22 protein-coding genes are annotated in these 24,386 nt (G+C 69.5%); 12 read left to right on the top strand and 10 right to left on the bottom strand.

Annotated elements, in window-relative coordinates; translation table 11 throughout:
* Positions 1-37 precede the first annotated feature (37 nt).
* Positions 38-832, bottom strand: a complete 795-nt coding sequence (locus ACIRGA_RS10605) for an EamA family transporter (RefSeq protein WP_400939444.1) — start codon at positions 830-832, stop codon at positions 38-40.
* A gap of 339 nt (positions 833-1,171) precedes the next feature.
* Between ACIRGA_RS10605 and ACIRGA_RS10600 the strand changes: the two genes are divergently transcribed.
* The 3 genes from ACIRGA_RS10600 to ACIRGA_RS10590 all read left to right on the top strand — a co-directional run bounded on the left by ACIRGA_RS10600 (position 1,172) and on the right by ACIRGA_RS10590 (position 3,074).
* Complete coding sequence (locus tag ACIRGA_RS10600; RefSeq protein ID WP_016332937.1) at positions 1,172-1,351, top strand: hypothetical protein; 180 nt, start codon at positions 1,172-1,174, stop codon at positions 1,349-1,351.
* 273 nt (positions 1,352-1,624) lie between these two features.
* The gene (locus ACIRGA_RS10595; protein WP_400939122.1) at positions 1,625-2,488 is read left to right on the top strand and encodes an alpha/beta fold hydrolase; all 864 of its coding nucleotides are present in this window, start codon (positions 1,625-1,627) and stop codon (positions 2,486-2,488) included.
* On the top strand, positions 2,469-3,074 hold the full coding sequence (locus ACIRGA_RS10590) for a TetR/AcrR family transcriptional regulator (RefSeq protein ID WP_400939119.1): 606 nt from the start codon (positions 2,469-2,471) through the stop codon (positions 3,072-3,074). The genes ACIRGA_RS10595 and ACIRGA_RS10590 overlap by 20 nt, the downstream gene beginning before the upstream one ends.
* A gap of 57 nt (positions 3,075-3,131) precedes the next feature.
* On the opposite strand, the gene ACIRGA_RS10585 is transcribed toward ACIRGA_RS10590, so the two are convergent.
* From ACIRGA_RS10585 to ACIRGA_RS10565, 5 genes are all read right to left on the bottom strand, one after another.
* Positions 3,132-4,313, bottom strand: a complete 1,182-nt coding sequence (locus tag ACIRGA_RS10585; protein WP_400939117.1) for an ROK family protein — start codon at positions 4,311-4,313, stop codon at positions 3,132-3,134.
* Positions 4,314-4,324: 11 nt separating this feature from the next.
* Complete coding sequence (locus ACIRGA_RS10580) at positions 4,325-5,785, bottom strand: sugar ABC transporter permease (RefSeq protein WP_400939114.1); 1,461 nt, start codon at positions 5,783-5,785, stop codon at positions 4,325-4,327.
* 23 nt (positions 5,786-5,808) lie between these two features.
* Positions 5,809-6,582, bottom strand: coding sequence for an ATP-binding cassette domain-containing protein (locus ACIRGA_RS10575; RefSeq protein ID WP_400939111.1), 774 nt, complete (start codon positions 6,580-6,582; stop codon positions 5,809-5,811).
* An 88-nt stretch (positions 6,583-6,670) separates the two neighbouring features.
* Positions 6,671-7,804, bottom strand: a complete 1,134-nt coding sequence (locus ACIRGA_RS10570) for a sugar ABC transporter substrate-binding protein (RefSeq protein WP_400939109.1) — start codon at positions 7,802-7,804, stop codon at positions 6,671-6,673.
* Positions 7,805-8,140: 336 nt separating this feature from the next.
* Positions 8,141-9,895, bottom strand: coding sequence for a DEAD/DEAH box helicase (locus ACIRGA_RS10565; RefSeq protein ID WP_400939106.1), 1,755 nt, complete (start codon positions 9,893-9,895; stop codon positions 8,141-8,143).
* 265 nt (positions 9,896-10,160) lie between these two features.
* Between ACIRGA_RS10565 and ACIRGA_RS10560 the strand changes: the two genes are divergently transcribed.
* Both ACIRGA_RS10560 and ACIRGA_RS10555 read left to right on the top strand, forming a co-directional pair.
* A complete protein-coding gene (locus ACIRGA_RS10560) occupies positions 10,161-11,264 on the top strand; it encodes a YihY/virulence factor BrkB family protein (protein WP_400939104.1) in 1,104 nt (367 codons plus the stop codon).
* A 119-nt stretch (positions 11,265-11,383) separates the two neighbouring features.
* Entirely contained in the window at positions 11,384-14,509 is a 3,126-nt protein-coding gene (locus ACIRGA_RS10555) for an efflux RND transporter permease subunit (protein WP_400939102.1), read from the top strand.
* A gap of 88 nt (positions 14,510-14,597) precedes the next feature.
* Here ACIRGA_RS10555 and ACIRGA_RS10550 read toward each other — a convergent pair whose 3' ends face one another.
* Both ACIRGA_RS10550 and ACIRGA_RS10545 read right to left on the bottom strand, forming a co-directional pair.
* Positions 14,598-15,434: a hypothetical protein gene (locus tag ACIRGA_RS10550; RefSeq protein WP_400939099.1), complete on the bottom strand. Its 837-nt coding sequence runs from the start codon at positions 15,432-15,434 to the stop codon at positions 14,598-14,600.
* Positions 15,435-15,554: 120 nt separating this feature from the next.
* A complete protein-coding gene (locus ACIRGA_RS10545) occupies positions 15,555-15,797 on the bottom strand; it encodes a DUF3039 domain-containing protein (protein WP_005164469.1) in 243 nt (80 codons plus the stop codon).
* A gap of 58 nt (positions 15,798-15,855) precedes the next feature.
* Between ACIRGA_RS10545 and ACIRGA_RS10540 the strand changes: the two genes are divergently transcribed.
* The 4 genes from ACIRGA_RS10540 to ACIRGA_RS10525 are packed head-to-tail and all read left to right on the top strand — an operon-like array spanning position 15,856 to position 19,111.
* The gene (locus tag ACIRGA_RS10540) at positions 15,856-16,662 is read left to right on the top strand and encodes a sporulation protein (RefSeq protein ID WP_400939097.1); all 807 of its coding nucleotides are present in this window, start codon (positions 15,856-15,858) and stop codon (positions 16,660-16,662) included.
* Positions 16,662-17,306: a hypothetical protein gene (locus tag ACIRGA_RS10535; protein WP_400939094.1), complete on the top strand. Its 645-nt coding sequence runs from the start codon at positions 16,662-16,664 to the stop codon at positions 17,304-17,306. Before ACIRGA_RS10540 ends, ACIRGA_RS10535 begins: the two co-directional genes overlap by 1 nt.
* A 9-nt stretch (positions 17,307-17,315) precedes the next feature.
* Positions 17,316-18,233 carry a pseudouridine-5'-phosphate glycosidase gene (locus tag ACIRGA_RS10530; protein WP_400939092.1) on the top strand — a complete coding sequence of 306 codons (918 nt, stop codon included), beginning with the start codon at positions 17,316-17,318 and terminating at the stop codon, positions 18,231-18,233.
* The gene (locus ACIRGA_RS10525; protein WP_400939090.1) at positions 18,230-19,111 is read left to right on the top strand and encodes a carbohydrate kinase family protein; all 882 of its coding nucleotides are present in this window, start codon (positions 18,230-18,232) and stop codon (positions 19,109-19,111) included. Before ACIRGA_RS10530 ends, ACIRGA_RS10525 begins: the two co-directional genes overlap by 4 nt.
* 64 nt (positions 19,112-19,175) lie before the next feature.
* Here ACIRGA_RS10525 and ACIRGA_RS10520 read toward each other — a convergent pair whose 3' ends face one another.
* Together ACIRGA_RS10520 and ACIRGA_RS10515 are read right to left on the bottom strand one after the other, a co-directional pair.
* Positions 19,176-19,529 (bottom strand): DUF3099 domain-containing protein, encoded by a 354-nt coding sequence (locus ACIRGA_RS10520; RefSeq protein ID WP_400939441.1) that lies wholly within the window; start codon positions 19,527-19,529, stop codon positions 19,176-19,178.
* A 17-nt stretch (positions 19,530-19,546) separates the two neighbouring features.
* Positions 19,547-20,812, bottom strand: coding sequence for an amidohydrolase (locus ACIRGA_RS10515; RefSeq protein ID WP_400939087.1), 1,266 nt, complete (start codon positions 20,810-20,812; stop codon positions 19,547-19,549).
* Between the two features lie 27 nt (positions 20,813-20,839).
* On the opposite strand from ACIRGA_RS10515, the gene ACIRGA_RS10510 reads away from it, so the two are divergent.
* The 3 genes from ACIRGA_RS10510 to ACIRGA_RS10500 all read left to right on the top strand — a co-directional run bounded on the left by ACIRGA_RS10510 (position 20,840) and on the right by ACIRGA_RS10500 (position 24,040).
* Positions 20,840-22,336 (top strand): methyltransferase, encoded by a 1,497-nt coding sequence (locus ACIRGA_RS10510; RefSeq protein WP_400939084.1) that lies wholly within the window; start codon positions 20,840-20,842, stop codon positions 22,334-22,336.
* On the top strand, positions 22,336-22,761 hold the full coding sequence (gene dtd / locus ACIRGA_RS10505) for a D-aminoacyl-tRNA deacylase (RefSeq protein WP_400939081.1): 426 nt from the start codon (positions 22,336-22,338) through the stop codon (positions 22,759-22,761). The genes ACIRGA_RS10510 and dtd overlap by 1 nt, the downstream gene beginning before the upstream one ends.
* A 247-nt stretch (positions 22,762-23,008) precedes the next feature.
* Entirely contained in the window at positions 23,009-24,040 is a 1,032-nt protein-coding gene (locus ACIRGA_RS10500) for a sigma-70 family RNA polymerase sigma factor (protein WP_400939078.1), read from the top strand.
* Positions 24,041-24,386: the final 346 nt, after the last annotated feature.

The raw sequence follows: 24,386 nt of genomic DNA, 5'->3' as shown, positions 1-24,386 counted from the left end.
CGGTGCTGAAAGCGCCACAGGCCGCTCAGTATCCCGCTCAGAGGGGCGCCGAGTCATCACGTTTCCCCGGCGAGCGCAGCGCGACCCCGGCGACGACGGCGAGCGTGCCGAGGGCTTCGGGCAGGGCCGGGACCTGACGGAGCCACAGGAAGCCGATCACGCCCGCCGTGACCGGCAGCAACGCGAGCAGCAGCGCGAACCGGGCGGGCCCCGCCTTGCGCAGGACCACTTGGTCGAGCCCGTACGGCACGACGGTCGCGAGCACACCCACCCCGATGCCCAGCAGGAGCAAACGTGGCGAAGCCCACACCGCGCCGGTGCCGAGCGCCAGCGGCGACAGCACCACGGTGCCGACCGTGAACCCGACGGCCAGCCCGTCGATTCCGTTCCCGCCGGCCGCGACCCGCTTCCCGAGCAGGATGTACCCCGCCCAGGCGGCCGCCGCGCCGAGCGCGAACAGCACGCCGAGCAGGCTGCCTTCGAGCCGGACGTCCGCGATGGCGACCACCCCGGCCACCACCAGCAGCAGGGCGAAGACGTCACGGCCGGTTCGCGAGCCGAACGCCGCCACGACCACGGGCCCGGCGAACTCGAGGGCGACCGCGGTGCCCAGCGGCAGCCGCGCGATCGCCTCGTAGAAGAGCACGTTCATCCCGGCGGTGACGACGCCGAAGGTGCCCGCGAGGAGGAAAGCGCGGCCGGTCCACGCCGCGCGGGGTGGCCTGCGCCACGCGAGGAGGACCAGCGCCGCCCCGAGACAGCGGAGCCAGGCCACCCCCGCGGGGGAGGCGACCGAAAAGAGACCTACGGCGACGGCCGCACCGGCGTACATCGAAATTCCGCTGAGAACGAACAAGATCGGCGCCGGCACGCTCGGAAGACGGTTCCGGACGACTGCGATACCCACCCCAGCATGGTGCCTGACGTGGGAAAAGGTGCTTCGGCGGGGAGTCTTCTCCCACGTTGCGTGATTACGCTACGGCAGACGAGGTAATTACCAGTGACAAATGAGACACCCACGCGGGAACACTTGCGGGCCGCCAAACGTCTGGAAGAGTGGAAGCACGAACACGGCGGGGCCGGGAACGAACGTTGCCGGCATCAGTGCCGAAGTGGTCGTAGCTGGATCGATGGCACCGGGCCACCGGTGCCGGGACGGAGGGAGACTCCAATGACTTCACCGACGCTCACCCGCCCCGAACTGACCGCTGCCGACCGATGCGACCGGTGTGGAGCTGCAGCCCAGGTTCGAGCCATTCTCAGCACCGGTGGCGAGTTGCTCTTCTGTGGTCACCACGCCCGCGCACACGAGACGAAGCTCAAGGAAATGTCCGCGGACATTCAGCGGTAGCCCACCAGTCCACGACCACCGGCGGCCGGCTACTCCCCAGGGAGAGAGCCGGCCGCCCTGTTTTTGCCCGCGGCCGCCCACGGGCTCGCCTGCCACAGGCCCTGGCTTGATCTGTGTCCCCAATGCGACATTGGGGACACAGAGCGTCTCCAATGTCACATTGGGACTCGGACCCAGCGTCGAACCCCTCTCCCGAGGACCCCCTGAGCACCAGCCTGCGCACCGCAGCCGCCGTCTTCCAAAAACATACAGACAGCATGTATGTTAGTCGTCATGACGACCAGCGACCTCCTCGGTGAAGCACACGTGGTGGATCTCGGCGACGCCCGCATCCGCTACCGCGACCGCGGCGAAGGCCCTCCCGTGGTCTTCGTGCACGGGCTGCTGACCAACGGCCTGCTCTGGCGCAAGGTGGCGCCCTCGGTTGCCGACGCCGGCTTCCGCTGCCTGACACCCGACTGGCCGCTGGGTTCGCACGAGATCCCGGTCCCCCACGCCGATCTGAGCCCGCCCGGGGTCGCGGCGCTCATCGCGCGGTTCCTCGAAGCGCTGGGCCTGACCGACGTCACCGTGGTCGCTAACGACACCGGCGGCGCGCTCACGCAACTGCTCATGACCACGAGCCCGGAACGGGTGGGCCGGGTCGTGCTGACCCCGTCGGACTCCTTCGAACGCTTCCTGCCGCCGCTGTTCGCGGGGCTGAGCCCGCTGGCGCGGATCCCCGGTGGCGTCGGGCTGGTGACGGCGGCGCTGCGCTGGCGGTGGCTGCTGAGGACGACGGACTTCCTCTGGCTGACCAAGCACCCGGTCCCCGACCACATCCTCGACGCGTACCTGCTGCCCAGCCGGCGGAGCGCGGAGATCCGCGACGACCTGCGCCGGTTCATGGCGAGCGTCGACAACCGCTACACGCTGACCGCCGCCGAGCGGCTGCCCGCGTTCACCAAGCCCGTGCTGCTGGCCTGGGCGCCCGAAGACCGGCACTTCCCGTTGTGGCTGGGCCGCAAGCTCGCCGGGGTCCTGCCGAACGCCGAACTGAAGACGATCGAGGACTCCTACGCCTTCGTGCCGGAGGACCAGCCGGAGCGGCTGAGCGGCATGATGGTGGAATTCCTGCGTGCCCACGCCACGACGTAGCCAGACCGAACGATCGCAGTCGACGCAAGCCGCGCTGATCACGGCGGCGCGGACGCTGTTCGCCGAACAGGGTTACGCGGCCGTGCCCACGGACGAGATCGTCCGGGCGGCGGGCGTCACCCGCGGCGCGCTGTACCACCACTTCGGGGACAAACAGGGCCTGTTCCGTGCCGTGATCGAGCAGATCGAAACGGAGATCACCGAGGATCTGAAGACCGTCATGGGCGCCGCGGGCGACCCGTGGACGGGGGCGCTCGGAGTGCTGAGCCGGTTCCTGGACCTGTGCCTGCGGCCCGAGGTCGTGCGGATCGCGCTCACGGACGCCGTCGCCGTCCTCGGCTGGCAGGCATGGCGCGAGCTGGAGAACCGGTACGGGCTGGGCCTGATCACGGAGATCCTGGAGTCCGCCGCGGCGGACGGGCTGCTGATCGACGCCCCGATCCCGCAGCTGGCGCAGCTGACGCTGAGCGCCTGCGCGGAGGCGGCGCTGATGATCGCGCACGCCGAAGACCGCGAAGCGGCCAAGGAGAAGGCTCTGGCCGCTCTGGTCGCCCTGCTCTCGGGTCTCGTGAAAGACCGCGTTTAGTCCTCTGAATGCGGTCGTTGCGTGTGCAAGGACCGCATTCAGAGGACCGAACGCGAGCTAAACGGTGTCCAGGATCATCTCGAAGGCCGCTTCTGCGGCACCCAGCAGCTTCACGTCCGCCCCGAGCGCCGAGCTCACGATCTGCGTCCCGCCCACGGCCCGGCTGACCAGGCTCCGCCGCCGGACCTCGGCCGCCACCGACTTCACGACCGAATCGGGCAGCACGGTGAGCAGGTCGCCCAGCACGACCAGCTGCGGGCCGAGCAGGTTGACCACGTTCACCAGGCCCAGCGTCAGCCATTCCGCGAACTCCGAGAGCCGCTCCTCGGCCGCGCGCGGATCCCGGCCCAGCTCGCGCAGTTCGAACATGATCGCCCCGCGCGGGGTGTCCTCGGGCAGGTCGAGCGCGCGGCACAGCGCCGCCTCGCCGACCTCGGTCTCCCAGCAGCCGCTGGACCCGCAGTAGCAGGGACGGCCGCCCGGCCGGATCGCCATATGCCCGATCTCGCCGACGTAGCCCGCGCCGCCGCGCAGCGACGAGCCGTCCGCGATGATCCCTCCCCCGACACCGACGTCGGCGGAGACGTACACGGCGTCGGAGGAGCCCCGCGCGGCGCCGCGCAGGTGTTCGGCGATGGCGCCGAGTTCGGCGTCGTTGCCGACCAGGATCGGAATACGCAGCACACCGCCGAGCCGTTCCCCGAGCGCCACGTCGGTCCAGCGCAGGTTCGGCGCCTCGTGGACGTGCCCGTCGGCCCGGCGGACGACCCCGGGCACGGACACGCCCGCGGCGATCGGCTGCACACCGAGGTCGCCCGCCAGCACGGTGGTCGACTCGATCACGTGCGTGATCACCTCGTCGGCCTCCCGCATCCGGCCGCGGAGGTTCCAGCTGTTGCGCCCGAGGATCTGGCCGCCGAACCCGACCAGCGCGATCGCCACGTGTTCGACCTGGAGATCGACCGCGAGCACCACCGCCGCGTGCGGCTGCGGCAGGACCAGGAGCGAGGGGCGGCCCGCCCCTCGTCCCGGCCTCGGGACCCGCTCCTCGACGACCCCCGCTTCCGCGAGGCCGTCGACGAGGGTCTTGATGGTGCTGCGGTTGAGCCCCAGCTCGGTCGCGAGGGTCGCCCTGGTGCTCGGGCCGCTGACGTGCAGCAACCGGAGCAAGGTCGTGCGGTTGTGCCTGCGCACCTCGTCTGGTCGTGCAACGGGTGTGCTGGTCACGGACTTCATCATTCCATGCGGACTCAGCGCGGCGACGCAGCCGCGCGGCGCCGGGACAGCGCGTCCACCGTGGCCGCCAGAAGCAGCACCAGACCGGTGACGATGTTGACCACCGCCGCCGACTGCTTCAGCAGGCCCAGCGCGTTCTCCACGACCGCCAGCACGAGACCACCGATCACCGCATCGACGACCCGGCCCTTGCCGCCGAACAGCGACGTACCACCGATGACTGCGGCACCGACCGCGAACAGCAGCGTGTTGAGGCCACCGGCCTGCGGGTCGACCGAACCGACCTTCGACGAGTAGACGATCGCGCCGACCGCCGCCACCGCCGAGCAGATGACGAACACCGAGGCCCGGATCTTCTCGACGTTGATACCGGCGCGGCGGGCCGCCTCGCGGTTGCCGCCGACGGCGTAGATGTGGCGGCCGTACTGCGTGCGGTTGAGCACGTAGGTGCCGAGCACCAGCAGGGCGAGCACGATCGGCACGACGTACGGGACGCCCGAGATGACGATGTTCGGGTTGGGCGCGCGGTTCAGCGTCAGCAGGTAGGTCGCGATCGCGGCGACCACGGCGATCGCGCCGACCTTGAACAGCACCATCGGCGTCGGCTGGGTGACCAGTCCGCGCTTGAGCCGGGAGAAGTGCTGGCCCAGTGTCACGGCGGCGAAACCACCGGCGGCGATCAGGAAGAGCACCCAGCTGCCCACAGTGGACAGATTGCCGTTGGCGACCTTGAACAGCACGTCCGAGGTGCTGATGCCGAGCGTGCCGCCCTCGCCGATGAACTGGAGGATGACCCCTTGCCAGGCGAGGAACAGCGCCAGCGTCACGACGAACGACGGCATGCCGATCTTGGAGACGAGGAACCCGGTGAGGACACCGATCGCGCCGCCGACGCTGATCGCGAGCAGGATCTCGATCCACGGGTTGGCCGCGGTTCCCGAAAGCACCAGCGCGATGGCGAGCACGGCGAAGCCGACGCCCGCCCAGATCCGCAGGATCACGCCGAGCAGGGCGGCGACGGCGAGGACGACGAGGAACGCGATGAAGACGCCGTTCCCCATGCCGCCCAACAGGTTTCCGTTGCGCACGTAGTGCATCGCCAGCACCGCGGCGGTGACGCCGGACGCGGTGCCCGCGGACAGGTCGATCTCGCCGAGCAGCAGCACGAACACGATGCCCATCGCGATGATCGCCTTGCCGGCGCCTTGCGCCATCAGGTTCGCGATGTTGTTCATCGTCAGGAAGGTGTCCGACAGCGAGGCGAACACGATCACCAGCACGAGCAGGCCGAGCAGCGCCGGGAGCGAACCCAGCTGTCCCGCCTTGAGCCGGGAGAAGTAGTCGCCGACGGCTTCGCGTGTCGACATCGATGTCGTGTCGATGCCGAAGTCCGTGATGGCCGCCGACGGGTTGAGCGCGGCGGCCGCAGACTTGCCCCCCTCCGGCGAGGCGGGCTTTGCAGGTGTCTCAGTCATTTCCGGTTCTTTCTCGCCTCTGCTCAGAGGACGGCGGCTTCGGGGCGGGCAAGGCCGAGGTCGCCGGAGCGACCGGCGGTGATCAGTTCCACGACCTGGCCGTGGGTGACGTCCTTCGTGTGCACCTCGGCGACGAGACGGCCGAGGTAGAGCACCGCGATCCGGTCGGCGACCTCGAAGACGTCGGCCATGTTGTGGCTGATCAGCACCACACCGAGGCCCTGTTCGGCGAGGCGGCGGACGAGGTCGAGCACCTGACGGGTCTGCGCGACACCGAGCGCGGCGGTCGGCTCGTCGAGCAGGACGACCTTCGAGTCCCACAGCACGGATTTGGCGATCGCGACGGTCTGCCGCTGCCCGCCCGACAGGGCCGAAACGGGCGTACGGACCGATTTCACGGTGCGGACCGACAGCGAGGCGAGCGTCTCGCGGGCGGCCTTCTCCATGCTGGCCTCGTCGAGCAGCCATTTGCTGCCGCGTTCCCGGCCGAGGAACATGTTCTGCACGATGTCGAGGTTCTCGGCGAGGGCGAGGTCCTGGTAGACCACCTCGATCCCCAGATCCGCGGCGTCACGCGGGCCGTGGATGTGCACCGGCTTGCCCTGGAACGTCACGGTTCCCGAGTCGTAGCCGTGGATCCCGGCGATCGACTTGACCAATGTGGACTTACCGGCGCCGTTGTCGCCGACCAGCGCGGTGACCTCACCGGCGCGCACGTTGAAGTCCACGTCGTGGAGGACGTGGACCGGCCCGAAGCTCTTGTTCAGCTGCTTCAGTTCGAGGATGGGTTCGCTCATGGGGGTTCTCGAATTCTCCCGGCTGGAGACCGGGCCGGGGCGCGCTGTCGGGAGGAGCGCCCCGGCCCGGTTGTCTGGATTTAACGGGTCAGGAGATACCGAGCTGCGTGCACGCCGCGGCCAGGTCGCCGCCGCAGATCTCGGCCGCCTTGACGTAGCCCTGCGTCACGACCTCCTTGACGCCGTCCTTGGTGGTCAGCTTCGGCTCGAGGAGCACGGACTTGACCTCGCGGTTGCCCTTCGGGTCCTTCGCCTTGCCGGTGGCCAGCGCGTCGGCGCCCGCCTTGTCGCCCTTGGCCAGCAGCACGGCGAGCTTCGCCGCGGCCTCGGCCTCTTCCTTGATGGGCTTGAAGACGGTCATGTACTGGTCGCCGCGCAGGATCGCCATGAGGCCGTCCGCGGTGGCGTCCTGGCCGGTGACCGGGACCTTGCCGTTGAGGCCGTTCTTCTTCAGCACGGTGATGACCGCGCCGGCGAGACCGTCGTTCGCGGCGACGACGCCGTCGACCTTGCCCTTGTTGTCGGTCAGGATCTGCTCGAAGGTCTGACCGCCCTTCTGGTTGTCCCAGTTGTCGATGGCCTGCTCACGCACGAGCTTCAGGTCGCCCGCGGCGAACTTCGGCTGCAGGACGGACTTCTGGCCGTTGGCGAACAGCGTCGCGTTGTTGTCGGTCGGCGCACCCTCGATCATGACGACCTCGGCGCCCTTCTTGTCCTTCAGCGCGTCGGCGAGACCCTGGCCCTGGAGCTGGCCGACCTTCTCGTTGTCGAACGAGACGTAGTAGTCGGAGCTGCCGCCGAGGTTCAGGCGGTCGTAGTCGATCGTCGGGATGCCCGCGGCCTGCGCCTTGCGGGCGACCGCCGAGCCGACCTCGCCGTTGATGGCGGCGATGATCAGGACCTTGACGTTCTGCGCGATCATGCCGTCGGCCAGCGTGGTGAACTTCTGGACGTCGCCCTGGGCGTTCTGGACGTCGGCGTCGAAGCCCGCGTCCTTGAGCGCCTTGGTCAGGAACGGCTTGTCGAAGGACTCCCAGCGCGCGGAGGTGGCGGTCTCCGGCAGGATGACGCCGACCTTGCCGCCGGCGGCGGCGCCGCCCGGGGCGGGGGCGGACTGCGAGGAGTTGCCGCTGCCCGAGTCGGCGGTGTTGGCGCCACAGGCGGAGAGCACCAGGCCGGCGCCCACCGTCGCGGCGAGGAGGGTAAGGGTTCTGCTGCGCATCCTCGTTCCTTCCGGATCTTGCTCGCGGGCGGCGATCCTCGAGGACCGGTCGCACCATCGCGCATATGTTGTGGGCGACAACATATGCCGCCGAACGGGTTTCGCGGAAGACGGCTGAATCGATTAAGCCTCATCAAATGGACACGGTTTGGCAACGTGGCCGTAGCAAGACGCAGGAAGTCTAGGTGCGTTGACGGTGTGACCGCCACCACTCACTCAGCGTGATTAGCACAGTTGGCCGAAGGGGACTTTCCCCGCGTCACATGCAGTGAAGGGAGCTTTCCTCGCATGACATGCGGGGAAAGCTCCCTTCAGCTCCTCACGGAAACACGGGCGCTACCAGGAACGCAGGGTGACGATCCGCTCTTCGAGCTGTTCGACCGAAGCCATCGCGGTCGGCGGGCCGCCGCAGACCCGGCGCAGTTCGTTGTGGATCGCGCCGTGCGGCTTCTTCGTCCGGTGGTGGTGCACGCCCACCAGCGCGTTCAGTTCCTTGCGCAGGCTGCCGAGCCGCTCGCTGACCGACTGCGGCCGCGCGACCGGCGCGGCCTCCTCGGCCTTGGGCTTGCGCCGCTTCTCGTCGGAGAGCTGCTCCTCCTGCCGCTTCCGCAGCAGGGCGCGGACCTGGTCCGGTTCGAGCAGGCCCGGCAGGCCGAGGTACTCCTGCTCCTCGTCGGAACCGGAGAACACCGCGGTGCCGAAGGAGTTGCCGTCGTAGATGACCTGGTCGAGTTCGGCGGAGGCGCCCAGCGAGGTGAACGCCTTCTCCTCCTCGCCCGGCTCGTCCTCGGTGCGGTTGGCCTGGGCCAGGAGCTCGTCGTCCCAGCCCTCCTTCTCGCGGTGAGGCTTGCCGAGGACGTGGTCACGCTGCGCTTCCAGCTCGCTGGCCAGTTCCAGCAGCACCGGCACGCTCGGCAGGAAGACCGAAGCCGTCTCGCCGGGCTTACGCGAACGCACGTACCGGCCGATGGCCTGCGCGAAGAACAGCGGGGTCGACGCGCTCGTGGCGTAGACACCGACGGCCAGGCGCGGGACGTCGACGCCTTCGGACACCATCCGGACCGCGACCAGCCAGCGGTCGGTCGAATCGGAGAACTCCTTGATCCGCCCGGACGCCTTGGGGTCGTCGGAGAGGACGACCGTCGGTGTCTGGCCGGAGATGCGCTCCAGGATCTTGGCGTAGGCGCGCGCGGAATCCTGGTCGGTGGCGATCACCAGACCGCCCGCGTCCGGGATGCCGTTGGCGCGAAGCTGCGCGAGACGCGTGTCCGCGGCCTGCAGCACCGAAGGGATCCACTCGCCCGCCGGGTCGAGCGCCGTGCGCCAGGCCCGCGCGTTCTGCTCGGCGGTCAGCGGCTCGCCGAGCCGGGCGGTGAACTCCTCCCCCGCGCTGGTGCGCCAGGAAGCCTCGCCGGAGTAGGCGAGGAAGACGACCGGCCGGACCACGCCGTCGGCGAGCGCGTCGGCGTAGCCGTAGGAATGGTCGGCCTTGCTGCGCTGGAAACCCGAGCCGTCGGCCTCGTAGCTGACGAACGGGATCGGCGAGTCGTCGCTGCGGAACGGCGTCCCGGTCAGCGCGAGACGGCGGACGGCGGGCGTGAACGCCTCGCGGATCGCGTCGCCCCACGACTTCGCGTCACCGCCGTGGTGGATCTCGTCGAGGATGACCAGGGTCTTGCGGTTCTCGGTGCGCACGCGGTGCAGCGTCGGATGCGCGGCGACCTGCGCGTAGGTGAGCGCGACACCTTGGTAGTCACGCGAGGTGACCCCGGTGCCGTTGCGGAAGTTCGAGTCGATCGCGATACCGGCGGCCGCGGCCGAGGCGGCCCACTGGTGCTTGAGGTGCTCGGTCGGCGCGACGATGGTGATCTTCTCGACGGTCCGGTCGCTCAGCAGCTCGGCGGCGATCCGGAGACCGAACACCGTCTTGCCCGCGCCGGGCGTCGCCACGGCCAGGAAGTCCTGCGGTTTCTTCGTGAGGTACTTCGTCAGCGCTCGCCGCTGCCAGGCACGCAGCGGCCGGGCGGTGCTGTCCTTCGCCGCGGGAGGCGCGCCCAGCTCGCCCCGATCGCGTTCCACCGTTTCCGACATGCAGGTCCCCCTCCTCCCTCAACCGAAAACACCTGGTCATCCGCCCTGTCACAAGCGAAAACCCCCACTTGGGTATCCGGCCGCGACGCCGGCGCCTGAGGTGAGGGCACTCCGATGAGCCTACCTGCCGGGCCAGGGGAACGCGGGAAGCGCCACCCCCGTTGTCGGGTTACTCACCCGAAAACGCAGGGGTGGCGAGCCGAATGGCGCGGCATGGACCATGCTGGACACCGTCAAGGGCGCTCGGCGCTGGCGGAGGAGCTGCATGAGCGAGGAGAACGGCCGGGAAGAGCCGGCCGCCGGGGTCGCGAAGGGCCGCAAAGGTCCGTTCCGCCTGCTCAGCCGCACGCTCAGCAAGGCGTGGGACGGCAACATCTTCTCCGAGGCCGCCGAAGCCGCGTTCTGGCAGACGCTGTCCTTGCCGCCGCTGCTGCTCGGTCTCCTCGGTTGCCTTGGCTTCGTCGGCGACTGGTTCGGCCAGGAGGTCGTGACCGCGGTCCACGACCGGATCATCACCTTCAGCAAGACGATCTTCAGCGACAACGCCGTCCACGACATCATCGAGCCGACGGTCAACAGCATCCTGTTCGTCGGCAAGGGCGAGATCGTCTCCGTCGGCTTCCTGATCTCGCTCTGGGCGGGCTCGTCGGCGATGTCGTCGTTCGTCGACGCGATCACCGTGGCGCACGACCAGTACGGCGTCCGCAACGACGTCTGGCAGCGGATCTTCGCGCTGCTGCTGTACCTGGCCGGGCTGGTCATCCTGGTGGTCGGGCTGCCGCTGCTGGCGATCGGGCCGGACCTGCTCCCCCAGTTCTTCCCCACCGACTGGCGCGGCACGGTGTCGTACTGGGTCGGCACGCTGTACTACCCGGTGCTGGCCGTGATGATCGTGCTGGCGCTGACGACGCTGTACAAGCTGGCCCTGCCGCGCCGGCTGCCGTGGCACCGCGGGCTGCCGGGCGCGATGCTCGCCATGGTCGTGTTCCTGCTCTCCAGTATCGGGCTGCGGATCTACCTGAACTGGATCACCAAGACCGGCTACACCTACGGCGCGCTCGCCGCGCCGATCGCGTTCCTGTTGCTGATGTTCTTCATCGGGCTCGCCGTGGTCGGCGGCGCGTACTTCAACAGCGCGATCCAGGAACTGTGGCCCGCCAAGGCGACGAAACGCCAGCGCCGGAAATGGCGGCGGCTGGAAATGGAACGCGCCAGCGAACGGATCCGCGCCGAAGAGGGCCGCAAACTGTGGGAACGGACGACGGTCCCGCTCCGCCGTCCCCGCCAGAACGGCGAGCGCGAACCGGAACAATCGGTGAACGAAGAAACGCAGAGCGAAGCCGATCAGGTGTCCGAACGGCGAAGCTGAGGGAAACCTCATCCCGAAGTCGTACTCCGATTCCACCCGTGGTGTGAATCCACTCCACCCCCTGCCGTGAAAAGCTCGCGGTACCCGCCCGTCCCGAGCCATTCCTGGGGGATCCCGTCATGTCCACGCTGGCCAGGCTGAGCCTGCGCAACCGAAGTCTCATCGGGCTGCTCGCCCTGGTGGTGATCGGCTTCGGCGCCTTCGCCTTGCCGCAGCTGAAGCAGCAGCTGTTCCCGTCACTGCAGTTCCCGCAGGCGCAGGTCATCACGCCGTACGCGGGCGCGTCGCCGGACGCGGTCGACCGCCAGGTCACCGAGCCGCTCGAAGGCGGGCTTCAGGGGCTGAAAGGGCTCGAAGAGCTGAGCTCGACATCGTCGGAGGGGCTGTCGAGGATCACCGCGCAGTTCGAATTCGGCACGGACATCGACGCGGCCGTCGGGCAGATCCAGCGCGTCGTCGACGGGCTGAAGGCCCGGCTGCCGCAGAACAGCGAGCCGTCGGTGTCGGCGGGGTCCACCGACGATCTCCCGGTCGTGCTGCTCGCCGCCGGGACCACCGGTGACCCGCAGGCGCTCGCGCCCGCGCTGACCGGGGAGGTCGCGCCGGAACTGCGCAAGATCGACGGCGTCCGCGAGGTCGACGTGACCGGCGCGCGGCAGCCGCGGGTCACCATCGCGCTGGACTACGCGAAGCTGGCCGCCGCGGGGGTCGACCCGTCGTCCATCGCCACCACGCTGCAGACCGCCGGTGCCGCCGTCCCGGCCGGGACGCTGACCGAAGGCGACAAGACGCTCACCGTCCAGGTCGGCGGCGGACCGACCACAGTGGACACGATCAAGAACCTTTACCTGACAACGGCTTCCCGCCCCGGGGCGCAGGCGGGCAAGCCGGTGAAGCTCGGTGACGTCGCGGATGTCCAGGCCGGGTTCGCGCCGCCGACATCGATCACGCGCACCAACGGCAAGCCGAGCCTCGGGCTCTCGATCACCATGGTGGAGAACGGGAACGCGGTCGCGATCTCGGAATCGGTGCGGGACAAGCTGCCCGAGCTGTCGAAGAAGATCGGCGCCGAGATGAGCGTCGTGTTCGACCAGGGCACCCCGGTCAAGGACGCGATCAGCGGCCTGACCACCGAAGGCCTGCTGGGGCTGGCGTTCGCGGTCGTGGTGATCCTGCTGTTCCTGATGTCGGTGCGCTCGACGCTGGTGACGGCGGTGTCGATCCCGTTGTCGGTGGTCGTGGCGCTGCTGGCGCTGTGGACCGGCGACCTTTCGCTGAACCTGCTCACGCTCGGCGCGCTCACCATCGCCATCGGGCGGGTGGTCGACGACTCGATCGTGGTGCTGGAGAACATCAAACGACATCTGGCGTACGGCGAGGAAAAGCAGCGCGCGGTCCTCGACGGCGTGCGCGAGGTCGCGGGCGCCGTGACGTCGTCCACCCTCACCACGGTCGCGGTGTTCCTGCCGATCGCCTTCGTCGGCGGGTTCGTCGGCGAGCTCTTCTCGCCGTTCGCGATCACCGTCACCGTGGCGCTGCTGGCGTCGCTGCTGGTGTCGCTGACGATCGTGCCGGTGCTGGCGTACTGGTTCCTCAAACCGCCGAAGGCCCCGGCGAACGAGCGCGAGGCCGAGCTCACGCGCCAGGCCGCCGAGGACAAGGAACGCCGCGGGCTGCTGCAGCGCGGCTACGTCCCGGTGATCCGGTTCGCGACCCGGCGACGTGTCACCGTCGTGCTGCTGGCGCTGATCATCTTCGGCGGCACGGTCGGGCTGGCCTCGCAGCTGAACACGAACTTCCTCGACCAGTCCGGCTCGACGACGCTGAGCCTTTCGCAGAAGCTGCCGCCGGGCACCAGTTCCGAGGCCAAGGAGAAGGCCGCGGGCGCGGTCGAGCAGGCACTCGCCGCCGAACCGGCCGTCGAGACCTATCAGGTGAGCATCGGCGGGGGCAACTTCTTCGGCGGTGGCGGAACGGCGACCAACATCCAGGTCACCGTCGCCAAGGACACCGACCTCGACGCGCTCTCGGATCGCTTGCGCGGCAAGCTCGACAAGCCGGAACTCGGCGAGGTCAAGATCGGCGCGGAAGCGGGCGGGTTCAACTCCGACCAGGTGTCGATCACCGTCACCGCACCGAACGAAGCGGCACTCAAGCCCGCCGCCGAACAGGTCCGCCAGGCGTTGTCCGGCGTCCCGGACCTCACCGAGGTGACCAGTGACCTCGCGCAGGGCTCGCCGCGCGTGCAGGTCGAGGTCGACGCCGCCAAGGCCGCCGCGAGCGGGCTTTCGGCGACCACGATCGGCCAGATCGCGAACCAGGCCATCGCCGGCCGCACGGTGACCCAGCTGCCGGTCGACGGTCAGCGCACGGACATCGTGCTGCGCGCGGGCACGGCCCCGGTGTCGGTCGACGCGGTCAAGGCGCTGCCGATCCCGAGCGCGACCGGCGTGGTCCGGCTGGACTCCGTCGCGACGGTGTCCACAGTGGACGGCCCGGCCGCGGTGCACCGCACCTCGGGTGAGCTGAGCACCACGGTCACCGCCAAGAACACCGGAGCGGACCTGGCCGCCACCACGAAGGCCATCCAGTCCAAGTTGGACGGACTGACCTTCACCGGCGGCGCGGCGTACAAGCTCGGCGGAGTCAGCGAAGACCAGCAGGAGGCTTTCGGGAACCTGTTCCTCGCGCTGCTGGCCGCGGTCGCGATCGTGTACCTGATCATGGTGGCGACGTTCCGCAGCCTGCTCCAGCCGCTGATCCTGCTGGTGTCGATCCCGTTCGCGGCGACCGGCGCGATCGGGCTGCTGCTGGCCACCGGGACCGCGCTGGGCCTGCCCGCGCTGATCGGGATGCTGATGCTCGTCGGCATCGTGGTGACCAACGCGATCGTGCTGATCGACCTGATCAACCAATACCGGGCTTCGGGGATGAGCGTCGCCGACGCCGTCGTCGAAGGCGGCAGGCGACGGCTGCGGCCGATCCTGATGACCGCGGCGGCGACCATCTTCGCGCTGATCCCGATGGCTCTCGGGCTGACCGGGCAAGGCGGGTTCATCGGGCAGCCGCTGGCGATCGTGGTCATCGGCGGCCTGGTCAGCTCGACCCTGCTGACGCTGATCCTGGTGCCGACGCTGTACACGATGGTCGAGACGCGGAAAGAGAAGCGCCGCGCGAAGAAGGCGGCCCGCCGCTCTTCGGCGGCTTCGCACTCCGAGGACCTCACCCCGGAGCCCGCGCGCTAACCCGTAACTCGCGTGATCGAAGCCGTAACTCGCGTGATTGGAGCAGGTACGCCTCCAATCACGCGAGTTGCGCGTCTGATCACGTGAGTTACGCCTTTCGGAACCGCCAGGTCTTGCTGTCGAACGCCACGCACCACGAAGGCGACAACACGACGACCCGCAGGGTCCCGTCGGCGGCGACGTCGATGCCCTCGGTTTCGAAGTTCCCGCCGCAGGTGCTCTTCAGGGGCAGCTGTCCCAGCGACGTCACCCGCCCGGTCACGTCCGAACCGGACAGCGCGGCGGAAAGATCGACCTGCAGCAGCGGCTTCGTGGTCCCGAAGAGTGAGCCGTCGGGATCGTCGGACGAGCACAGCAGCTGGGTCGCGGTGACGAAGTCGCAGCCCTGGATGTCCCGCACCGGCTTGTCGAGCCTGATCGCGGACGCGTACGGCAGGTTCGCCGAGGGGTTCGTGTGCGCGACACCGGGCATCGGGTGGACGAGGAGCCGGTCCATCGTGCCCCACTCGCCCGCCACCATCCAGCGCGCGTCGGGCGTCACGGCGGCGAACGAGTTGTTGTTCGCCTCCCACGATTCGAGCGTGTGCGTGTAGTTCGCCCACGTCCCGTTGGGCGACTCGACGCGGAAGAGCTTCGCGCCCCTGTCGTCGCGCTGGTACGGCTCGACGTACCAACCTTGCGACGAACCCGGGTCGCCGACGTGGTTCCAGCCCTGGGTCGACAGGTTCATCGGGACGGTCGCGATCCCGGTGTAGCGGTAGATGGTCCCGGACGGCCGTTCGATGGTCGCCAGGCCCTGGCCCTCGTCGAGCGGGCGGGCGTTGTCCGAGCCGACCGTGGTCCAGCCTGTCACGGCTTGGGCGGCGGCGGGTGAGAACACCGCGACCAACGCGGCGATGGCGAGCACGATCCCGGTTCTACGCATGAAGGCTCCGTCCCGGCGGGTTTTCACTGGCGCGTACTGATTACCAGCGAAGACCGGGACGGGCAGCCACCATGTGAAGGATTTTCAGATTTTGTCCGGTTTCGGACACCGGACGGACACTCAGTCGCCCGGCTTGAGACCGTCGTAGATCTTCTTGCAGTCCGGGCAGACCGGCGAACCGGGCTTGGCCGACTTCGTCACCGGGAAGACCTCGCCGCACAGCGCCACCACGTGCGTGCCCATGACCGCGCTTTCGGCGATCTTGTTCTTGCGCACGTAGTGGAACATCTTCGGCGCGTCGTCGTCGGTGCCGTCGGTGCCCTCGGGACGGGTATCCGGCTTCGGAAGGGTCTGTGTACTCACCCCTCCATTGTGCCCCAAATCCTCCTGCGCACACCGTCGACCTGGCAGGATCTCGCCCATGTTCCAGAAGGTGCTCGCGACGTTCGGCTCGGGCGGGGCGAAGATCGACGCCCGGCTGCTCGACCGCACGGTCTCCCCCGGCCGCCCGTTGCGCGGCGAAGTCCTGCTGCTCGGCGGCGAAGTCGATCAAGAGATCAACGGTCTCTCGGTGAAGCTGCTCGCCCGGGTCACGGTTCCGGACGAGCGCCGCCCCGGCGTCGAGGATCTCGAGTTCGGTGTCCAGCAGCTGGCGGGCAACGAGCGGATCGGGCCGGGCCAGCAGGTCCGGATCCCGTTCGAGGTGGCCCTGCCCTGGGAGACGCCGATCTCCAGCGTCTTCGGCAAACCGCTGACCGGGATGGCCGTCGGCCTGCAGACCAGCCTCGACATCGCGAACTCCGTCACCGACCCGGTCGACGTCGACGGCGCCGCGATCGAGCCCCTGCCCGCGCAGAAACGGATCTTGGACGCCTTCAGCCGGATCGGCTTCGTCTTCCGCGAGGCCGTGCTGGAACGCGGCCGGGTCGACGGCGCGGTCCAGCAGCTCCCGTTCTTCCAGGAGATCCGGTTCACGCCGTCGCCGCGGTTCGCGCCCGTCTTCACCTCGGTGGCCGTGACCTTCCTGTCCTCGCCGTCGGAGACGCAGGTCGTGCTCGAGGTGACCAAACGGGTCCGGGTGTCCAAGAGCGGCGGGTTCGGCGGACGCGGCCAGGAATTCCTCGGCCTGTTCAAGGTCGACCACGCCGCGCTGGAACGGGTCAAGTGGGAGCCGCAACTCGAAGGCTGGCTGCACGAAGTGGCCAAAGCGCGCGGGATCTTCGACTGATGGACTGGCCGACCGCGATCACCAGGCTCGGCGGCGATCACCGCATCGCCGCCGTCGCCTGGAACGACCTCGAAACCCGCTACGCCGAGCCGCACCGCCGCTACCACGATCTCCGGCACGTCACGGCCGTCGCCCGGGACAGCGGGGCCCTCGCCGTGGCCTTCGGCCTGGGCGCCCGCGAGCGTGCCCTCGTCGCCGTCGCGGCGTGGACGCACGACGTCGTCTACGACGCCCGCCCCGGCGAGGACGAACAGGCGAGCGCGACCTGGACCCGCGACGAACTCACCAACGCCGGTGTCCCCGAGGCCGACGTCGAGCGTGCCGGGGAGCTGGTCCTCAGCACGATCCACCACGCCGCCCCGGACGAAGACCTCCTCGCCACGGCGCTGCTGGACGCCGACCTCGCGATCCTCGGCGCCAAGCCGGAGGACTACGAGCGGTACGCGAACGGTGTCCGGGAGGAGTACTCGATCTACTCCGACGAAGACTGGCGGGCGGGACGTGCGGCCGTGCTGGAGAACCTGCTGGCCCGGCCGCGGCTGTATCGCAGCGACATCGCGCGGGCACGCTGGGAGAGCAAGGCGCGCGAAAACCTCGCGAACGAACTGACCCGCTGGCGTGCCGCGGACCCACATCACCGATGATGTTCGTTCGTGACTCCGCAACTGTCCCTTCACGAAGAGGTCGCCTCCGCCCTCGCCGGCGGTGACCCCGTCGTCGCGCTGGAGAGCACCATCCTCTCCCACGGTCTCCCGCCCGGCCGCAACCTCGACGTCGCCCGGCGGCTGGAGAAGGTCGTGCGCGACGGCGGCGCCGTCCCCGCGACCATCGCCGTCCTCGACGGCGTCCCCCTGATCGGCCTGACCGGCGAGCAGCTGGAACGCGTGTGCGCGCCCGGCGCGGACCTGGACAAGCTCTCCCTGCGCGACATCGGCGCGGCCGTCGGCCTCGGCCGGTCCGGGGCGACGACGGTCGCCAGCACCGCGGCGCTGGCCGCCGCGGCCGGGATCGGCATGTTCGCCACCGGCGGGATGGGCGGTGTGCACCAGGGCGCGGCCGAGAGCTGGGACGTGTCAGCGGATCTGGGCGTGCTCGCGAAGGTGCCGACCACGGTCGTCTGCTCCGGGGTGAAGTCGGTGCTCGACATCGCCGCGACACTCGAGGTGCTGGAGACCAACTCGGTGCCGGTGCTGGGATACCGCACCGGGGAGTTCCCCGCGTTCTACCTCCGCTCGTCCGGTTTCGACGTGCCGTGGCGGGTCGACGACGCCGCGCAGGCCGCCTCGGTCATCGCCGCCCACCGGGCACACGCGGATTCCGGCGTCCTGCTGGCGAACCCGATCCCGGAAGCGTCCGAAATGGACAGGGAACTGCACGACCGGCTGCTCGCCGAAGGGCTGGAGCTGTTGAAGTCGCGCGGGGTGCACGGGAAGGACGTCACCCCGGTGCTGCTGGAGTACTTCCACACCGCCAGCGAAGGCGTGAGCCTGGACGCGAACGAGGCGCTGGTGCTGTCCAACGCGGAACTGGCCGCCGAAGTCGCCGTCGCGCTCGCCGGAACCTCGGCATGAGCGGCGGTGGCGGCATCGTCGTCGTGGGCGACGTCGGCCTCGACGTCGTCGCGCGGCACGAAGGCCCGATCCCGCACGGCGGCGACATCCGCGCGAAGGTCCACTTCACCAGCGGCGGCGCGGGTGCGAACACCGCGCTGTGGCTGCGGGCCGAGGACACCGAGACCACGCTGGTCGCCCGGATCGGGGACGACTCCGGTGGCCGCATGGTGAAGAGCGAACTGGAGGCGGCGGGGGTCCGCTGCGAGTTCGCGGTGGACCCCGAGGAACCGACGTTCTGCGTCGTGGTGCTCGTCGACGGCGCCGGTGAGCGGAGCATGCTCGCCGACCGCGCCGCGAACGCGAAGTTCAGCCCTTCCGACATCACCGAGGAGGCGCTGCGCGGGGCGAGCCACCTGCACCTTTCGGGTTACGTCCTGCTGTACCCGTCGTCACGGCCGGCGGCGCTCGCCTCGCTGGCGGCGGCGAAGAAGGCCGGGCTGACGACGTCGGTCGACCCGCAGGCGGCGACGCTGATCACCGATCCCGCGGCTTTCCTCGACGACGTGCGCGGCGTCGACCTGCTGATGCCGAACACCAGCGAACTGGTCGCGCTGACCGGGTCGAGCGATCCCGAAGCGGCGAAGGAGCTGCTGGATTACGTCGGCGAGGTCGTGGTCACCGCCGGTCTCGACGGCGCCAGCTGGGTGGACGCGAGCGGCAACATCACTTCAGTGCCTTCGCAGCCCGCAAAGTGCGTCGACTCCACCGGCGCCGGGGACGCCTTCGACGCCGGTGTGCTGGCGGCGTGGCTGCGCGGCGAGTCCACCGTGGAGGTGCTCCGGGCCGGGACCCGGCTGGGTGCCCGCGCGGTGGCGAAGGTCGGGCCGCAGCCCTGATGCGCGTGAAGGCCCCCTTCCCTCGGCTGAGCCGAGGGAAGGGGGCCTTCACGCGCGAAACGGGTCAGCCGCCGTCGATGACCTGGTGCCCGCCGCCTTCGATGCGGGTCGGTTCGGCCTGGTACCGATTGACCTTCTCGCTCTTGCGCGGCGGCCGGTCGTTGGCCACCAGGACGGCGATCCACGGCAGCGGGATCGAGATCGCGATGAGGGCCAGCGCCAGCCACCAGGTCTGATAGAAGATCCCGGCGAGGATCAGGCACGGGATGCGGAACGACATCATGATGATGTACTTCCGCTTCCGCTTGGCCAGCTGGTCTTCGTAGGACGGGGCGGCTTCGGTGATCAGCACCGGAGCGGGTTCCCTCGGTTCGGGACCGTGGGCGGGCGCGTTCACAGCACCACCTCCGGCTTCCATGCTCCCACTCGCCGGGCTCATGCGACACCCGGGTGGGTGAGCCGGTGCAGAGCCGCGACCACGAGCGTCTCGACGCCTGCCGAAAGCGTCGGATGCGGGATCGGCGCGAAGAGCGGCGAGTGGTTCGACGGGATGTCCTGTTCGAAGCGCCCGGCGGTCATCGCGGCGATCACCTTGCTCTCGTCGAGCCCGCCGACCAGCCAGAACACCGAGGGAACCCCGGCCGCGCGGCCGAACTCGCTGAAATCCTCGCTGCCGGTGACCAGTGGCGCGGGCATCACCCGGCCCTCGCCGAAGTGGTCGCGGAAAGCGGCGGTGAGCCCCTCGGTGGCCGCGTCGTCGTTCTCGGTGACCGGGAACGCGCCGATCCGCTCGATCTCCGGCGGTTTCGGCGCGCCCGCGGTGGCCGCCTCGCCCTGGACGATCCGCTCGACCGCCGCGACGACCTTTTCCCGCACGGCCTGGTCGAACGACCGGATGTTGACTTCGAGGACGGCGTGGTCGGCGATGATGTTGTGCGCGGTGCCGACGTGCAGGGACCCCACGGTCACCACCGCCGACTCGGTCGCCGAGATCTCCCGCGACACGATGGTCTGCAGCTTGAGCACCACGGACGCGGCCAGCACGGCGGGATCCACCGTGGTCTCGGGGCGCGAGCCGTGCCCGCCCCGGCCGTGCAGGGTGATGCGGAGCGCGTCGGTGGCCGCCATGATCACGCCCGGCCTGGTCAGCACCCAGCCCGCCGGACCCGGCACCACATGCTGGCCGAGTACGACGTCGGGTTTGCCCGCCGGTCCGAAGACCCCATCGCGGACCATGCCGGCGGCGCCGTCCCCGGCCTCCTCCCCCGGCTGGAAGACGACCATCAGCGTGCCGGACCAGTGCTCGCGTCCGGCGGCGAGCAGCGAGGCGGCGCCGGAGAGCCAGGTGGCGTGCATGTCGTGGCCGCAGGCGTGCATCACCGGGACGTCGCGGCCGTCGGCGTCGACCCCGCGCGCCGTGCTCGCGTACGGCAGGCCGGTCTTCTCCTCGACCGGCAGCGCGTCGATGTCGGCACGCAGCATCACCTTCGGGCCGGGGCCGTTGCGCAGCACGCCCAGGACGCCGGTGCGCCCGATACCGGTGTGCACCTCGTAACCGTCGGCCTCCAGGCGGCGCGCCAGTTCGGCGGCGGTGCGGGTTTCGGCGAACGACAGCTCCGGATGCCGGTGGAGGTCGGTGTACAGGTCTTCCAATCCGGACAGCGCCGCCTGCAGCGGTGCCAGGACACTTTCAAGGCTCACGACCTCATCCTGGCAGTATTACCCACCGTGAGCACACGAGCGGCCCTCCCCGACCTGTCCGACGACGTTTGCGCGAGGCTCCGGGACGCCTTCCGCCGGACGGGTTACGACGCCGACGGCGTGGTCGACGCCCTCGGCTCGGCGCATGGCGCCCTCGGCCGCGGCGAACCGGAACTCGCCTACCGCGCGACGCGTGACGCGGGCGACCTCGGCACGCTGATCCGGCTCTTCCTGCTGGGTTCGACCGAGCCGGAGAAGGACGTCGAGGCGGCTTTCGCGCCACTTTCCCTCGATGACGCGGTCGCCGCCACGCTGCTCGTGCCCGCGGCCGACGGCTACCGGGCCGGTCTCGACGTCCGCCCGCACGGCGACGACGAAGGCTCGTGGTGGGTCGTCGCCGACCTCGACGCCGACATCCTGGGCCGGACCGTGCCCGAAGACCACGTCCTCGGTGTCGGGCACGCCTCCCTCAGCCTGATCCGGGCCACCAGCCGCCGCGAGGTCGGCAGCCTGCTCGACGTCGGCACGGGCAACGGTGTCCAGGCGCTGCACGCCACCCGGCACGCGAAGAAGGTCACCGCGACCGACGTCTCGGCCCGCGCGCTGGCGCTGGCCGCGGCGACTTTCCGGCTCAACGAGCTGGACGTCGAACTCGTCCGGGGCGAATGGTTCGCGCCGGTCGCACGGCGCCGGTTCGACCAGATCGTCTGCAATCCGCCGTTCGTGGTGGGCCCGCCGCGGGTCGACTACACCTACCGCGACTCCGGTCTCGCCGGTGACGACGCCAGCGCGCTCGTGGTGCGGCAGCTGCCCGGGTTCCTCAACGACGGCGGCACCGGTCAGCTCCTGGCTTCGTGGCTGCACGTGAAGGGCGAGGACTGGGGCGATCGGGTGACCCGCTGGCTGCCCGCCGAGACCGACGCGTGGTTCGTCCAGCGGGACATCGCCGATCCGGGCCTCTACGTCGGCACGTGGCTGCGTGACGCGGGCATCGACCCCCGCTCCCCCGAAGGCCGCGCGAAATCGGGCGCGTGGCTCGACTGGTTCGCCGAGAACGACGTCCAGGGCATCGGTTTCGGCTTCGTCACCCTTCGCCGGGCCGACGGCGCGACTCCGACGATCGTGTGCGAGGACCTGCGCCAGGCCTACGACGACCCGCTGGGCGCCGAGGCCGCGAACTGGCTGGATCGGGTGGAATGGCTTCGCACCAACGGGGATTCGCTCCTCGATGTCCGGTTCAGGGTCCCGGAAACCGTCCTTCTGGAGAGCGTCGCCGAGCCGGGCGAGGAAGGCTGGGCCACGACCGTCCAGCGGCTGCACCGCACCGACGGTCCCGGGTGGTCGCACGAAGTGGACGAACTCGCGACACGGCTGCTCGCGGGCTGCCAGGGCGCGCTTCCGCTGGAGGATCTGATCGTGCTCCTGGCGGCCGCCCAGGGCCTGGAACCGGAGGAGCTGGCCGAAGCCGCGTTGCCCGTCGTCCGTGAACTGGTCCGGCACGGCATGCTCGTGCCCGCCGTCTGATGCGCGCGGTGGTGGCGAGGGTCACGGAAGCGAGCGTGACCGTCGGCGACGAGGTGACCGGCGCCATCGACGAGCCGGGTTTGCTGGTGCTGCTGGGAATCCACGTCGACGACGAGGTTTCGAAGGTGGCCATGATGGCCCGCAAACTGCACGAAGCTCGCATACTTCGCGACGAAGAGTCGTGCGCCACCACCGGCGCTCCCCTGCTTGTCGTAAGCCAATTCACCCTTTACGGGGATACCCGCAAAGGCCGCCGTCCCTCCTGGACTCAGGCCGCGCGACCCGAGGTCGCCGAACCTCTCGTGACGGCCGTCGTCGACGCGTTGCGCGAACGCGGCGCCCGGGTCGAAACCGGCCGGTTCGGGGCCATGATGGCGGTCCGCAGCGCGAACGACGGTCCGTTCACCCTCCTCATAGAGGTCTAGACCACGTTTGTTTCTCCCCCGTACGGGCATTCTCAGGAAAAGCTCAGGGTTGGTGGAGCAACGCCCCAGGTCAGCCGCCCGTCTCCTCTGTAGCGGCCGGGAACGTTTTCGGACCTCCCGGCGTTGAGCAAAGTGTCCGGCCAAGCTGGGCCGACGAGGAGTAGCGGGTTTTCCACAGGGCCTGCTACGCCGAGACGGATCAGGCGGACACATCGCAGCACGTTCAGCCCGTGACCGGGGAGGCAGAATGTCAGTCCAGACTCTCGAACGCGAAGCGCGCGGGATTCGCGAGCGCCGTATCCCGGCGCAATCCACCCAGGAGCCGGTGAGCACGGGGGTGCTCACCGACGCCGACCTCGACGCCCAGAGCCCGGCCGCGGACCTCGTTCGCGTGTACCTCAACGGAATCGGCAAAACGGCGCTGCTGTCCGCCGCCGACGAGGTCGAGCTGGCCAAGCGCATCGAAGCCGGCGTGTTCGCCCAGCACATGCTGGACACGGCCGAGGGCCTCACGCCGAAGCGGCGTTCCGAGATGTCCGCCCTCGTGCGTGACGGCCACGTCGCGAAGAACCACCTGCTGGAGGCCAACCTCCGCCTCGTGGTCTCGCTCGCGAAGCGCTACACCGGCCGGGGGATGCCGCTGCTCGATCTGATCCAGGAGGGGAACCTGGGCCTGATCCGCGCGGTGGAGAAGTTCGACTACTCCAAGGGGTTCAAGTTCTCGACCTACGCCACCTGGTGGATCCGCCAGGCCATCACCAGGGGGATGGCCGACCAGGGACGCACCATCCGGCTGCCGGTCCACCTGGTGGAACAGGTGAACAAGCTGGCCAGGATCAAGCGCGATCTGCACCAGCAGCTCGGCCGGGACGCCACCCACGAGGAGCTGGCCGCCGAATCGGGCATCCCGGCGCACAAGATCTCCGACCTGCTCGACCACTCGCGTGACCCGGTGAGCCTCGACATGCCGGTCGGCACCGAGGAGGACGCCCCGCTCGGCGACTTCATCGAGGACTCCGAGGCGACCGACGCCGAGAGCGCCGTGATCTCCGGTCTGCTCCAGGACGACCTGCGCCGCGTGCTCGCGACGCTGGACGACCGCGAGTCCCAGGTGATCCGCCTGCGCTACGGCCTCGACGACGGCCAGCCGCGCACGCTCGACCAGATCGGCAAGCACTTCGGGCTCTCCCGTGAGCGCGTTCGGCAGATCGAGCGAGAGGTCATGTCGAAACTGCGTCAGGGTGAGCGGGCGGACCGCTTGCGCGCCTACGCTTCGTAGCGCTGCTAGACCTTTCGGCGCGGAAAAAGCAACACCCGTTCGGCAGCGTTGACTTATGACCTGCGTCACGAGACCGTCGAGCAGGTAAAAAGTCTTCGCGGTCGGGTGTTCACGCCTGGATCGCTTTCCCCGGGAGGTCGGGTCCGTCGGGGTGGGCCCGGCCTCCCGAACTAATTTGTGGGGACCCGCGACAAAGTGCAGGGTGCGAATTGCAGTGGGCCGGGTTGGTCGTGAGTGGCGTTTCGTGTTCTAACCCGATGTGCTGTTTCAGGACCTCACGGACAGATGTGTTTCAGGACTTGTCGGACAGTTTGGTGTTGAGTGGTTGGTAGCGTACTGCTCGGTT

It is taken from the genome of Amycolatopsis sp. NPDC102389 (assembly GCF_044765885.1).
Taxonomy (GTDB): Bacteria; Actinomycetota; Actinomycetes; order Mycobacteriales; family Pseudonocardiaceae; genus Amycolatopsis.
This window is presented reverse-complemented; position numbering and strand designations above follow the sequence as displayed.

Excerpts from the sequence above, each read along its gene's own strand:
- ACIRGA_RS10605 (WP_400939444.1), bottom strand. The coding sequence starts at position 832 with ATGTACGCCGGTGCGGCCGTCGCCGTAGGTCTCTTTTCGGTCGCCTCC.
- ACIRGA_RS10600 (WP_016332937.1), top strand. The coding sequence starts at position 1,172 with ATGACTTCACCGACGCTCACCCGCCCCGAACTGACCGCTGCCGACCGA.
- ACIRGA_RS10595 (WP_400939122.1), top strand. The coding sequence starts at position 1,625 with ATGACGACCAGCGACCTCCTCGGTGAAGCACACGTGGTGGATCTCGGC.
- ACIRGA_RS10585 (WP_400939117.1), bottom strand. The coding sequence starts at position 4,313 with ATGATGAAGTCCGTGACCAGCACACCCGTTGCACGACCAGACGAGGTG.
- ACIRGA_RS10580 (WP_400939114.1), bottom strand. The coding sequence starts at position 5,785 with ATGACTGAGACACCTGCAAAGCCCGCCTCGCCGGAGGGGGGCAAGTCT.
- ACIRGA_RS10575 (WP_400939111.1), bottom strand. The coding sequence starts at position 6,582 with ATGAGCGAACCCATCCTCGAACTGAAGCAGCTGAACAAGAGCTTCGGG.
- ACIRGA_RS10570 (WP_400939109.1), bottom strand. The coding sequence starts at position 7,804 with ATGCGCAGCAGAACCCTTACCCTCCTCGCCGCGACGGTGGGCGCCGGC.
- ACIRGA_RS10565 (WP_400939106.1), bottom strand. The coding sequence starts at position 9,895 with ATGTCGGAAACGGTGGAACGCGATCGGGGCGAGCTGGGCGCGCCTCCC.
- ACIRGA_RS10560 (WP_400939104.1), top strand. The coding sequence starts at position 10,161 with ATGAGCGAGGAGAACGGCCGGGAAGAGCCGGCCGCCGGGGTCGCGAAG.
- ACIRGA_RS10555 (WP_400939102.1), top strand. The coding sequence starts at position 11,384 with ATGTCCACGCTGGCCAGGCTGAGCCTGCGCAACCGAAGTCTCATCGGG.
- ACIRGA_RS10550 (WP_400939099.1), bottom strand. The coding sequence starts at position 15,434 with ATGCGTAGAACCGGGATCGTGCTCGCCATCGCCGCGTTGGTCGCGGTG.
- ACIRGA_RS10540 (WP_400939097.1), top strand. The coding sequence starts at position 15,856 with ATGTTCCAGAAGGTGCTCGCGACGTTCGGCTCGGGCGGGGCGAAGATC.
- ACIRGA_RS10535 (WP_400939094.1), top strand. The coding sequence starts at position 16,662 with ATGGACTGGCCGACCGCGATCACCAGGCTCGGCGGCGATCACCGCATC.
- ACIRGA_RS10525 (WP_400939090.1), top strand. The coding sequence starts at position 18,230 with ATGAGCGGCGGTGGCGGCATCGTCGTCGTGGGCGACGTCGGCCTCGAC.
- ACIRGA_RS10520 (WP_400939441.1), bottom strand. The coding sequence starts at position 19,529 with ATGGAAGCCGGAGGTGGTGCTGTGAACGCGCCCGCCCACGGTCCCGAA.
- dtd (WP_400939081.1), top strand. The coding sequence starts at position 22,336 with ATGCGCGCGGTGGTGGCGAGGGTCACGGAAGCGAGCGTGACCGTCGGC.
- ACIRGA_RS10500 (WP_400939078.1), top strand. The coding sequence starts at position 23,009 with ATGTCAGTCCAGACTCTCGAACGCGAAGCGCGCGGGATTCGCGAGCGC.